Source organism: Actinoplanes sp. NPDC051388 (genome assembly GCF_055586225.1).
In genome coordinates, this window is sequence record NZ_JBVJIP010000002.1 from 422,511 (window position 1) to 435,022 (window position 12,512).

The following is a 12,512-nucleotide window of genomic DNA, read 5'->3' on the forward strand; positions in this document are numbered from 1 at the left end:
TGTCGGAATCGGCGGCGCGCGAGGTTGCACCGCCGTCCCCCCGCGTTTCCCCCCGCACCCCGGAACTAGCTTGCGGCGAGCAGGAGAGGCCGAGCTGAGGGGCAACGGCATTGTCGATCATCGATACCGATAGGGAACCGCTGGTTCGCCTGCTGCACGACCGGATCGCCGATGACAGTGCCACCTGGGAGCTACACGCCGACGAGGCTTGGTTTCATGTGAAACCAAGGGGCTTCGAGCCGCGTACGCAGGGCTGGAAACTGCACGTCTCGGCGACCGTCGACTCCGCGCCCGACGTGCTGGCCCGCTGCCTGGACGTGCTGCTCCCGGCCCGGTGCGCGTTCAAGTTCGCGGCCAGCCGCAGGCGGATCGCCGAGCTCAACGGCGGCCGCTACACGCGCGGCGGCGCCGGCAAGTTCCTCACCGTCTACCCCGGGGACGACGGCCAGTTCCGCCGGGTCGCGGCGGCCCTGGACGAGGCGACCAGCGGCCTGGCCGGCCCGGTGATCCTCTCCGACCGCCCGGTCCGCGCCGGCAGCCTGGTGCACTACCGCTACGGCGCGTTCGTCGGCCGCCGGGTGCTGACCAACGACGGCGAATACCAGCTGGTGGTGGCCCGGCCGGACGGTTCGCTGGTCGAGGACCGCCGCGAAGCCTGGTACACCGCGCCGGACTGGGCAGCCGATCCGCTGGCGGCGCCGGAGAAAGAAGACGCGGACGGCGTGCTGCTCGACGACCGATTCGTGGTGCGCCGAGCGATCCGGCACGCCAACAAGGGCGGCGTCTTCGAGGCGACCGACCGGCGGACCGGCGCGACCGTGGTGGTCAAGCAGGCCCGGGCCCACGTCGGCGCCGGATCGGCCGGCTGGGACACGCACTCGGCGCTGCGCAACGAGGCACGGGTGCTCGACCAGCTCGCTCCGACCGGGATCGCGCCGCGCTGCCTGGCCGTCTTCGAGCAGGGCGGCGACCTGTTCCTCGCGCAGGAGCGGATCGAGGGACGCACCCTGGCGGCCTGGCTCGGCAGCACCGGACGACCGGGGCTGACGTGGCCACAGGTGACCGGCATCGGGCGGCGGCTGGTCGACCTGATCGGTGTCGTACACGCTCATGACCTGGTGATCCGAGACCTCTCGCCGACCAACCTGATGGTCGGCGACGACGGTGCGCTGCATTTGATCGACGTCGAGTACACGGTCGCCGCCGGTTCCGTGATGCCCCCGATGGGCACGGCCGGCTACGCCGCTCCCGAACAGTTGCGCACCGGCCCGGCAGATCAAACCGCCGACCGGTACGCCCTCGGCGCGCTGCTGTGGCTCCTCGTCACCGGCGCCGACCCGCTGCTCCCCTCCGGCCGATACGCCGAGTGGTGGGCCGAGTTCGCGGCCGACGTCAACTGTGGTCCGCTGCTGCTGGGCCTGCTGTCCGAGCGACCGGCCGACCGCTGGGACCTGGACCGGGTCCGGAACTTCCTGCACACCCCGCCGGCCGATCCGTCACCCCCGCGCCCGGCGTTCGACCTCGACCGGATGCTCGCCGACGGCACCGACTACCTGCTGGCCACGATGACCCCGCAGGGCGAGCGCCTCTGGCCGGTCAGCGCGTACGGCGCGAGCAGTGACGTCTGCAACGTGCAGAACGGCGCCGCCGGCGTGCTGGCCGTGCTCACCTGGCTGGGGCGCCACGATGCGGTCCGGGCGGCCGCGCACTGGATCGAGTTGATGTCCGGCCGCGAGCCCGGCCGCAGCCCCGGCCTCTATTTCGGCCGCTCCGGCATGCTCTGGGCGCTCTACGACGCGGGCGTTCTGCTCGGCGATGACGACCTAGCCGCCCGCAGCATCGCCGCCGCCGAGGACCTGCCCGCGCACTGGCCCAACCCGGACGTCACCCACGGCCTGGCCGGCGCCGGCCTGGCCTGCCTGCATCTGTGGCAGCAGACGGGTGCCCGGCGCATCAAGGACCGGGCCGCCGGCTATGCCGAGGCTTTGGTCTCGAGAGCCACCCTCGACCAGGGCGTGCCGCTCTGGCCGATTCCGGAGGACTTCGAGTCCCGCCTGGCCGGCACCGCCGACTACGGCTTCGCGCACGGCACCGCCGGCGTCGCGACGTTCCTGCTCACCGCCGGCCGGCTGCTGGATCGGCCGGACTGGGTGGACCTGGCGGTCGAGGCCGGCGCCGGGCTGGCCCGGGTGGCCCGGCTCGACGACGACGGCGGCGCCCGCTGGACGTCCGGCCCGCGGGACGCCACGAACCCGCTGGTCTACTGGTGCAGCGGCTCGTCCGGCATCGGCACCTTCCTGATCCGGCTGTGGCAGCACACCGGCGACCCCGCCACCCTGGCCCTCGCCGAGCAGGCCGCCGAGGCGGTGTGGCGTTATCGCTGGCAGGCGACCAGCGCGGTGTGCCACGGCCTGGCCGGCAACGGCGAATTCCTGCTGGACCTGGCCGACGCGACCGGCTCGGCGCGGCACCGCGAGCGGGCCGCGGACCTGGCCTCGGCGCTGGCCGTGCGGGCCGCGGAGCACGACGGCCGCCTGCTAACGCCGGACGAGACGATGACCGGCTGGGGCGCGGACTACGGCGTCGGGGTGGCCGGCTGGGTGGCGTTCCTGCATCGGCTGCGCCACGGCGGCCCGCGGCGCTGGCTGCCGTGAGGTCCGACTTCCGGATCTCCCCGAACGGCCGGCACGCGATCTGTCTCGCCGCCGGCCCGGGCCGTGGGCTGCGGCTGGAGACCTGGCGGCGGGACGATCTGCGCTGGGCGCCGGCCCGGCGGCTCGGCCCGGTCCAGCATCCGCAGATGCTGATCGACGACGCCGGCCGCGCGCTGGTCCAGGACCGGGACGGCGCCGGCTGGGCGATCCGGCGCCACCACCCGGACGGTACGAGCACCCGGCTCACCCCGCCCGGCTGGGACACCGAGTGCCGGCTCTTCCAGCAGGGCCTGGCGATCACGTACGGACCCGGCTATTGCGAGCTGTGGAAACTCGGCGACGGCCTGGAGCGGAGGCTCGCGCGCATCCCCGGCGTGCTGATGTCCGGCGTGCCCGTCACCCCGGACCGCCGCCTGCTGGCCATCGAGCGCGCCCGCGAGCCCGGCGGCAGCACCGATGTGGTGATCGTGGACCTGGCCTCCGGCGAGCACAGCACCCTGCTGGACACCGGGCCGGACCACCACGACGTGATGCTGCAGGGCCACCCGTCGACCGGGCTCCTGGTGATCGGCACGAACGCGGCCGGCGCCCGCCGCGTCGGCTGGACCCGGCTGGGCGACGGCGCGCCGGTACGTTTCCCGGAGGCGCTGAACCCGGCCGGCGAGGGGGTCCGGCCGCTGGCGGTCAGCCCGGACGGCGACGAGGTGCTGATCGCCCGCACCCTCGGCACCCGCACCCGGCTGAGCGTGTATGACCTGGGCACCGACCGGGTCACCCCGGTGCCGTCACCGCCCGGACACGTGCCCGGCCCGGCCCGCTGGACGACCGACGCGCTGACCCTGACCTTCTCGGCCCCGGACCTCCCGGCCACGCTGATCTCCACCCGATCGCTGACGGTGCGGGCCGAAACGGTGCGGGCCGAAACGGCGCCGGGCCGCGTGCGGGTGGCGCGGATCGCCGGGATCGAGGCGATCGTCTACGGCGACTGGCAGGCCAGCGAGCACATGCTGATCGCGCTGCACGGCGGACCGCTGTCCGGGTGGCGGTTCGAGCACCAGCCGCTGTTCAGCCGCATCGCCGACGCGGGCGTCGCGATCGTGGCGCCGAACCAGCGCGGCAGCACCGGCTACGGCGTCGCGCACACGGACGCGATCCGGTCCGGCTGGGGCGGCGCCGATCTCGACGACGTGCTCGGGCTGGCCCGGGCCGTGCAGGGGGAGCGCCGGCTGCGGTTGTTCGGCGAGAGCTATGGCGCGTACCTGGCGTTGCTGGCCGCGGCGCACGCGCCGGACCTCTGGGATCGCTGCGCGGCGGTGTCGCCGTTCATCTCCGGGCCGCGGCTGCTCGCGGCCGCGACCCGCGCGGGCGTCCGCGATTTGGTCCGCGGCCTCGGCGGTCTGGAGAAGCCCCGTGACGTGCTGGCGGCCGGCGGGCGGATCCGTGCCGATCTGCTGCTGGTGCACGGCGCGCAGGACCCGATGGTGCCGGTCGGGCAGGCCCGCGAACTGCACGCCGGGCTGGCCGCTCAGGGCCGCGCGGTGCGCTATCGGGAGGTGCCGGGCGGCACCCACGAGCTGACCACCGATCCCTACGGCCCGGTCGCCGACGACCTGGTCGCCTTCCTCAGTGCTCCCGGCCGGCCAACCGGCGACCGGGCGGAACTATCGCTGGGAAGGGGGTGAAACATGGAGAAGGAGCTCAAGGAACTGCGGTTGACCGTGGACGTCACGGCGCTGCAGAAGCTCCCGGCGGCCACCCCGACCAACGAGGGAGCGGTGCTGCTGGGTAACGGGGGCATGCGGTGCAGCATGGATGCGCCGACGTGCTGCTGCACGCGATGGACGGACTGGTGATCGACCGGACCCGGGTGCGTCGCATGCCACGCACCCGGGTCTGCCCTAGCCGGTTCGCAGCCGGCGATAGAGCGCGACCGTCTCGCCGGCCGGGCCCACGCCCAGCTCGTCGGCGAGTCGGCCGGACAGGTCGCCGTAGTGCCGCATCGCCCGGCCCGGGTCGCCCATCGCCACATAGCACTCCATCAGCAGCCGGTGGGCCGGCTCGCTGAGCTCGTCGAGCGCGAGCAGCCGCAGGCAGACGTCCGCGGCCCGGTCCGGCTCGCCGGCGGCGAGCAGAAGGCGGCCGAGGGTACGCAGCCCGTGCTCGGCCCGGCGGCGCAGGAGCACCCGGCGCTCCTCGATCCACCGGCTCCCGGGCAGGTCGGCGAGGAAGTCCCCGGTGTACCCGGCGAGCGCCCGCTCCAGCAGCCCGACCCGCTCGGCGCCGGTCGGCGCGGCATCCGCGGCGGCCATCCCGGCCTCGAACACCTCGACGTCGAACACGTACGGCAGCGCGCGGTTGAACCCATAGCGCCCGCCCCGATAGGTCACCCGCTCGCTGCCGCCGAGCGCCCGCCGCAGCTGCCGGATCGCGGTGTGCAGGCTGTTGCGCAGCACCCCGGCGCTCGCCTCCGGCCAGAGCGCCAGCCCGATCTCCGCCTTGCCCCGATTCGGCCCGCTGAGCAGGAAATACAGCAGCTCGCGGGGCTTGCGATAGGTCCAGTCGGCCGGGCCGAGCGGTCGCCCGTTCCGGGTCTCCCGCGCCGCGCCGAAGGCCTGCACCACGAGCGTCTGGCCGCTCTCCGGCCGCCGGGCGGCGACCAGCTCGCCCGGATCGGCGCAGGCGCCCTCGGCCCGAGCAGCGGCGAGCCGCGCCGGTGGCACGGCGGCGTGCACGGCGGACCGGGCGCGATCGACATCCGGCTGATCGCACGGCGGGCACGGGACGCCGAGCCGGGACCGCGCCGACTCGGCCGCACCGAGCAGCCGGGCGGCCGTCACCGGGCGCGCCTGCTCGGCGGCGATCACCCCGAGGTGTTCCAGATCGCCGGCCACCCCGGCCTGGTCGCCGAGGTCGTGGTGGATCGCCGCGGCCTGCCCGACCAGCGTCTCCGCCCGGTCCGGGTCGCCGTCCAGCCGGGCGGCACGGCCCAGCAGGCCCAGCGCGCGGGCGGCGCCGCCGGGGAACCCGATGGCGCGGCTCAGCTCGAGCGCCTCGGCCAGGTGCCGGGTCGCATTGTGTGGCTCGCCCGAATAGAGGGCCGCGGCGCCGAGGTTGATCAGCCCGCCGGCCAGTCGCCGCCGGTCGCCCGCGCGGCGGAACCAGATGGTCGGCGCGACACTCTGCCGGTGCGCGGCCCGCGGGTCGCCGCGCAGCCAGGCGACGAACCCGTGGTGCAACCGGCACCACTGCAGCCGGGCCTCGTCGCCCAGCTCCCGCCAGCGCTCGGCGGCGTCCGCGATCAGGGTGTCGGCGGTGTCATATCTGGCCTGTTCACGGGCGAGGGCGGCGAGCGCGTCGACGGTGCGGGCGGCGCCGTGGCGGTCGGTGGTGTGCTCGTATCCGGCGAGGGCGGCGTGCAGCCACTCGGCGGCCTGCGCGTGCCGGCCGGAGAGCATGGCCATCGTGCCGGCCGCGCCCAGCACCGCCGCCCGGTCCCGTTCGGTGCCCGCGCCCGACCGCACCGCCCGCCGCAACCAGTGGTGGCCCTCCGCGTAGTGGCCGCGCAACGCCCACCAGAAGCGGGTGCCGGCCACCAGCCGCACCAGCCCTTCCGGCCAGTGGTCGGCGGACCAGGCCAGTGCGGCGTTGAGGTTGTCCCGGTCGACGTCCATCCGGGCGGCCAGGTCGAGCTGGCGCCGGGCGTGGCGGCGGCGGGTCGCGTCCTCCTCGCCGGCCGTGACCAGGTGCTCCGTCGCGTACCGTCGCATGGTGTCCAACATGGAGTAACGCGGACCGGTGGTGACCCGCACGAGCGACCTGTCGACCAGCTGCGAAAGCAGCGGAAGCATCTCACCCTCGGTGAGTGGCGCGGCGGCGCAGACCGACTCGGCGTCCTCCCGGTCGAAGCCGCCGGCGAAGACGGCGAGCCGGCGGAAGAGCACCCGCTCGTCGTCGCCCAGCAGATCGAGGCTCCACTGTAGAGAGGCGCGCATCGAGCGGTGCCGCGGCGCCGGATGATGCCGATCCAGGTCGAGCAGGCGGGCCGCGCGGTCCCAGTGCGCGGCCAGGTCCTCGATCGGCAGCGTCGCCATCCGGTCCGCGGCCAGCTCGATGGCCAGCGGCAGCCCGTCCAGCCGAGCGCAGATCGCCCCGACAGCAGCGACGTTCGTCCTGGTCAGGCGGAAGTCCGCGGTGATCGCGGCGGCCCGCTCGGCAAACAGCCGGATGCTCGCGATCTCACCCGCCCGCTCCGGCGTGGTCCACTGCCCCGGCGCGCCGACGGCCAGCGGCGGCACTGGCCACCGGCACTCCGCGCCCAGCCGCAGCGGCTCCCGGCAGGTGACCAGGATCCGCAGCTCAGGGTGGTCGCCGAGCAGCGCCGAGACGTGCTCGGCCACCGGCGGGACGAGGTGGTCACAGTTGTCCAGCACGAGCAGCCCGGCCCGATGCGCCGCCGCCGAGCTCAGCACCCGCCAGGACACCATCCGAGGGGCACTGAGATCAATCAAAACCCGTTTGGGGTACGCGTCCGCGACGGCCGCCGCCAGCGCACTCTTCCCAACTCCTGCGGGCCCGACCAGGGTTACCAGCCGCCGCGTCCGCACCAGGCCGAGCACCGTGCCGAGATCATCGTCACGACCGACCAATGTGGTCACCATGCCCTCACCGAAGTGACCGTGGCGCCCGCCCGCAAGGGGCAACTTTGTTAACCCTTGGCTGTCATCCGCTTGGCCAGCCGGTCCAGCGCGTCGCGGACGCACCCGGGCCGCTCGACGAACGGGAAGTGACCGGCGTCCTCGATCACGGTCAGGCGGGCGCCGAGGATGACAGCGGCGGTGGCGGCCGCGGCGTCGAGGGGCAGCGGGTCGCGGTTGCCGTGCACGAGCTCGACCGGGCCGCGGATGGCCGCCCCGTCGACGCGCGTCGTGCCGATCGACTCCCAGGCCTGATCCGAGGCGACGTCGCTGGAGAACATCCGCGGCATCGGCGGCGCCGCGTCGAGCTCGGCGAAATAGGCGGGGAAGTAGTGCTCGAACTGGGCCATCGAATCGAGGTCCGGATCCGGCAGTGGCCGCCGCCGCTCCAGCTCCGCGGACATCGCGGCGACCCCGCCGTCACCGACGATCCCCAGCGTCGAGACCAGCAGCAGCCCGGCGACGCGGTCCGGCGCGGCCGCGGTCAGCGCGCAGCCGAGATAGCCACCCCAGCTGTGGCCGAGCACCGTCACCCGATCGATCTCCAGGGCGTCGAGCACCGCCACCGCGTCGGCGACGTGCTGCTCGACCGTGAACGGCCCGTCCGCTGTCGACGGTGCGACGCCGCGCTGGGTGTAGCGCACGACCCGCCAACCGGCCGGCTCGTCGCCCAGCATGGCGGTGTAGTCGGAGAGGGCAGGCCCGCCGTGCAGCACGAGCAGCGGCGGCCCGTCGCCGTCCAGGGTGCCGGTGATCGCGCCGTCCGGCGTGGTGAAGGGCGTCATGGACCGACCTTAGGCTTACTTCGTCAGGCTTATTTCGTCGGATTCCTTACCGATCGGCCGTGCTCACACCACCGCTGAGTGGTGGCGCGCCCACACCGCGGCACGCTCCTCGTCGGTCGCGGCGCCGTGCAGCGCGGCGACCAGCTCATCGATCTCGGGAGTCATGACCGCGACGACGTCGGCGCCCTGCGGATCGACGGTGGCGAAGGTGTGGGTCGTGCCGGCCGGGATCGTCACGTGGTCGCCGGGCTCGAGGATCCGCCGCTCATCGCCGACGAGCACCTCGAGGCGACCCCGGAGGACGACGAATCCCTCCACGGACCGGTAGTGCCGATGCGGCGGCGCCTGGTCGCCGGGGTAGTGGGCCAGCTCCCACCGGCGCATCACGAAGTCATCCATGCCAGTCATCATGCCGTGTGCCCGTTGCGCACTAGGTGCCCGCTCTCGTCCCGTTCTGCGCACCCGCCCGGTCCGCCCATTGAGACAGGGCACACAGCCCCGGGAACCGTTAAACAGGTGCTGGCACCGGCGACGCAATGAAATCATGGTCTTCTTCTGACGCGCGCGGCCTGCGACTTTTCAGCAGCCCGTCGACGAGTGCCATTCAAGATCAAGAAGTTGGAGCATCTCCGTGACTGATCAAGTCGCCGCGCCGCCCGACAAGCTCGATGCGGCCGTGCTCAAGGTCGCCGGCGTGGTGGTCCTCGGCGCGATCATGTCGATCCTCGACATCACCGTCGTCAGCGTCGCGCTGCCGACCTTCCAGACCGAGTTCGACGCGACCTATGCGCAGGTCGCCTGGACCATGACGGGTTACACACTCGCGCTCGCCACGGTGATCCCGCTGAGCGGCTGGGCCGCCGACCGGTTCGGCACCAAGCGCCTTTACATGCTGGCGTTGCTGCTGTTCACGCTCGGTTCGGTGCTCTGCGCCACCGCCGACTCGATCGAGCAGCTGGTCGCCTACCGCGTGCTGCAGGGCCTCGGCGGCGGCATGCTGATGCCGATCGGCATGACGATCATGACCCGCGCGGCCGGCCCGCAGCGGATCGGCCGGCTGATGGCCGTGCTCGGCATCCCGATGCTGCTCGGCCCGATCGGCGGCCCCATCCTCGGCGGCTGGCTGATCGAGGCCGCGAGCTGGCACTGGGTCTTCCTGATCAACCTGCCGATCGGCGCGATCGCCCTGGTCTACGCGTTCTTCGCGCTGCCCAAGGACACCGCCAAGCCGGGTGAGTCGTTCGACTTCGTCGGCATGCTGATGTTGTCGCCGGGCCTGGCCCTCTTCCTTTACGGCGTGTCCTCGCTGCCGGAGACCGGCACGATCACCGCCACCAAGGTGTGGGCGACGATGCTGGTCGGCGCCCTGCTGGTGATCGGCTTCGTGCTCTATTCGTTCAAGCCCAAGCACCCGCTGCTCGACCTGCGGCTCTTCCGCAACCGGATGCTGACCGTCTCGTCGATCTCGCTGTTCGTCTTCATCATCGCGTTCATGGGCGCCGGGCTGCTGTTCCCGAGCTACTTCCTCCAGGTCCGCGGCGAGTCGACGCTGCACGCCGGTCTGCTGATGGCCCCGCAGGGCCTGGGCGCGATGATCACCATGCCGATCGCCGGCACCCTCGCCGACAAGATCCCGGTCGGCCGCACGGTGCCGTTCGCGATGGCGCTGATCGCCGCCGGGTTCTTCGCCTTCACCCAGGTCGAGGCCGACACGTCCTACCTGGTGCTCTGCGGTTCGCTGTTCGTGATGGGCCTCGGCATGGGCGGCACGATGATGCCGATCATGACGTCGGCGCTGCGCACCCTGCACAGCAACGAGGTGGCCCGCGGCTCCACGCTGGTGAACATCCTGCAGCAGATCGGCGGCTCGATCGGTTCCGCGATCATGTCGGTGATCCTGACCAGCCAGCTCAACCAGTCCGACCCGATCCCGGGGCTGAACAACCCACGCACCGGTGAGCCGATCACCGAGGCGGGCGCGGCGATCGCCAGCCACTCCCAGCAGTTGCCGGTGCCGCCGAACATCATCGAGCGCGGCCTCGACTTCGTGGCGGACTCGTTCGCCACCACATTCTGGGTCGGCTTCGCGCTGGTGCTGTGCACGTTCATCCCGATCGCGTTCCTGCCACGCAAACGCACGCCGGCCAAGACAGGCGACGCGACCGGCGAGGGCGAAGGCGAGGGCGAGGGCCGCTTGGAAGCCCCCGTAATGATCCACTGAGCGAGATCCACCAGCACCCGCCGGCCTAGCTTCTCTGCTTGGAAGGCGCAGCCCTGCTGCGCGCGTTAGCCGGGGGAGCACGACAGCGAGTTTCACCGCCGCCCGGTTCGAGGAGATCCACGATCTCCTCGGCCGGGCGGTCGAGTTCGGCCCCGACGTCGACCTCCCGCCGCTGCCGACCGCCGAGGGCGACGACGCCTGGTCACGCACCTAGAACAGCGACCCTAACCGCGCCTTCCCATTGCAGTACCAGGCCCCGCTCCCAATCCTGGACAGCCTCCCGCCCGGCGCGGCCATCGCCGCCGCCTGCGGCACCGGCCGAACGAGCGCCACCTGCTGGTCGAACGAGACCACCAGGTCCGAGGCTTCGACATCTCCCCAGGCATGCTCGCCCGAGCCCGCACCAACGTCCCCCAGGCCGAGTTCGCCCCAGGCTCTTTCACGAATCACCCGGTCGAGCCCGACGTCGTCTGCACCCTGGCCCTGTCCCACCTGAAGGACCTGTGCCAGTTTTTCGCCGAGGCGGCCCGGATGCTCAAGCCGGGCGGCCACCTGGTCGTCTCGGACACCCGAAGCCCACTTTCTTCGGCTCGCCGCTCTACCCACCGATCGAGCAGTCCACCGGCGGCCGCCACGGCACGTCCAAACTGGAACCACGCCACCGGCGACTACCTGCCCGCGGCCCCGCCCCACGGCTTCGCCGTCCGAGCCTGCGAGGAACCAACCAGACCAACCGAACGGCCCTCGCCGCGTCGGGTTGTTCAGCGTCGGCTGCGCTGCGTCGAGGTGTTCTGCGTCGGACCGATCCGCCACGTCTCGCCGGCGCGCCCCGCGGTGATGAGTCTCGCGATGACGCATTCCGCGTCGCATGCCACTCGGGCTGGACGTCGAGGGGTCCGTCGTCAGCACACAGCGGACGACGAAGGTCGGCTCCGGGAGCCGTCGCAGCTCGCGAGGGGTGTTGCGTATTTGTGTGCAGAGCAAGGCGTCAACCCGAGAGGTCTCTCAGACTGCCGGGCGGAACAGGGTGGTGGTCAAGGCGCCCTTGGCGGTGCGGGCCGCCACCACCGCCCACGCCGCGAGCAAGGCCGCATAGAAGAGCACCGCCGCGCCGGCGAAGCCCGTCGCGCCCGTGTGCACCGCCAGGGCCGACGTGCCGGTCACCACCGTGCCCACCGGGAAGGTGAACGACCACCACGTCAACGAGAAGGGCAGGTGGTCGCGCGCCGTCCGGACCGTCACGGCCGCTGCGAACGCGGCCCACAGCAAGGCGAAACCCCACATGGGTACGCCATACAGCACGCCGAACACCTCCATGGCCTGCGCATGGGGCGCGGGCAACGCCGACGCCGCGACGCCGCCCAGCAGGTTCGCCGCGGTGATCGACTGGCCCAGCGGGCCGAGCACCATCCACAGGGTCGGCACCATGCGCGCCGGTCCGGCGCCGTGCCGGGCGAGCCGCCCCCAGATCAGTGTGATCACCACCAGCGACGCGACGAGGCTCAGCCCGAACATGCCGCAACAGGCCAGGATCAGCGTCAGCCGCGCCTGCCCGGCGGGCGCGTGCGGCACCAGCAGCGCACCGGTCGACGCCGACACCATCGGCGGCACCACCGGCATCAGCCACCCGCCGAACGGCACGCCGGCCGGCCGGGTGAACTGCCGATACGGCACCCACACCGCGGTGATCAGCCCGCCGATCGTGCCGGCCGTCCACAGCGCCCAGTCGATGCCGACCGCCGCCGTGACGCCGATGACGTCCGGGCCGAGCAGCAGTGTGCCGGCGCCGACCGTCATCAGGGCCATCGGGGGAGCGCCATAGAAGCAGGCCATGACCGGGTCGGCGTGGTGGCTTCGGGCGGTGCACGGATACCGCCGCCAATGCGTGATCGTCGCGGCGGTGAGGGCCGCGAGCAGCACGACGGCGAGCGCCCAGACGCCGGTGGCGAAGCCGTGCAGGCCGGGAAACTGCAGCGGCAGCGACGTCGCGGCGGTGGCCACGATGCCGGTGCCCATGATCGTCGCGTACCAGTTCGGGGTGATGTACGCCAACACGTCGAGTGGCGGGGCGGGAGCCAAGGCAGACGTGTTCACTCCTCCACCATCACGGTTGCCGGGCGACAACGGCAGGTGCCCCGAGGTTGTGGACCCACAAGGT

Annotated in this window: 8 protein-coding genes and 1 pseudogene; 5 read left to right on the forward strand and 4 right to left on the reverse strand. The window is 72.7% G+C overall.

The window, feature by feature from the left end; all coding sequences use genetic code 11:
* Positions 1–110: 110 nt before the first annotated feature.
* Genes lanL through ACZ6TI_RS06225 form a run of 3 tightly spaced genes read left to right on the forward strand, consistent with a single transcriptional unit; the run spans position 111 to position 4,507 of the window.
* On the forward strand, positions 111–2,654 hold the full coding sequence (gene lanL, locus ACZ6TI_RS06215) for a class IV lanthionine synthetase LanL (protein WP_465343907.1): 2,544 nt from the start codon (positions 111–113) through the stop codon (positions 2,652–2,654).
* Positions 2,651–4,336, forward strand: coding sequence for an alpha/beta hydrolase family protein (locus ACZ6TI_RS06220; RefSeq protein ID WP_465343908.1), 1,686 nt, complete (start codon positions 2,651–2,653; stop codon positions 4,334–4,336). Before lanL ends, ACZ6TI_RS06220 begins: the two co-directional genes overlap by 4 nt.
* A 3-nt stretch (positions 4,337–4,339) precedes the next feature.
* A complete protein-coding gene (locus ACZ6TI_RS06225) occupies positions 4,340–4,507 on the forward strand; it encodes a hypothetical protein (RefSeq protein WP_465343909.1) in 168 nt (55 codons plus the stop codon).
* A gap of 45 nt (positions 4,508–4,552) precedes the next feature.
* Here ACZ6TI_RS06225 and ACZ6TI_RS06230 read toward each other — a convergent pair whose 3' ends face one another.
* From ACZ6TI_RS06230 to ACZ6TI_RS06240, 3 genes are all read right to left on the reverse strand, one after another.
* The gene (locus ACZ6TI_RS06230; protein WP_465343910.1) at positions 4,553–7,312 is read right to left on the reverse strand and encodes a BTAD domain-containing putative transcriptional regulator; all 2,760 of its coding nucleotides are present in this window, start codon (positions 7,310–7,312) and stop codon (positions 4,553–4,555) included.
* 47 nt (positions 7,313–7,359) lie between these two features.
* The gene (locus ACZ6TI_RS06235; RefSeq protein WP_465343911.1) at positions 7,360–8,133 is read right to left on the reverse strand and encodes an alpha/beta fold hydrolase; all 774 of its coding nucleotides are present in this window, start codon (positions 8,131–8,133) and stop codon (positions 7,360–7,362) included.
* A 63-nt stretch (positions 8,134–8,196) separates the two neighbouring features.
* A complete protein-coding gene (locus ACZ6TI_RS06240; RefSeq protein ID WP_465343912.1) occupies positions 8,197–8,532 on the reverse strand; it encodes a cupin domain-containing protein in 336 nt (111 codons plus the stop codon).
* Positions 8,533–8,764: 232 nt separating this feature from the next.
* Between ACZ6TI_RS06240 and ACZ6TI_RS06245 the strand changes: the two genes are divergently transcribed.
* Positions 8,765–10,354 carry a DHA2 family efflux MFS transporter permease subunit gene (locus tag ACZ6TI_RS06245; protein ID WP_465343913.1) on the forward strand — a complete coding sequence of 530 codons (1,590 nt, stop codon included), beginning with the start codon at positions 8,765–8,767 and terminating at the stop codon, positions 10,352–10,354.
* 384 nt (positions 10,355–10,738) lie between these two features.
* A pseudogene (locus ACZ6TI_RS06250) lies at positions 10,739–10,855 on the forward strand (class I SAM-dependent methyltransferase); the annotation flags it as partial.
* A 504-nt stretch (positions 10,856–11,359) separates the two neighbouring features.
* On the opposite strand, the gene ACZ6TI_RS06255 reads toward ACZ6TI_RS06250, so the two are convergent.
* Positions 11,360–12,448 carry a TDT family transporter gene (locus ACZ6TI_RS06255; RefSeq protein ID WP_465343914.1) on the reverse strand — a complete coding sequence of 363 codons (1,089 nt, stop codon included), beginning with the start codon at positions 12,446–12,448 and terminating at the stop codon, positions 11,360–11,362.
* Positions 12,449–12,512: the final 64 nt, after the last annotated feature.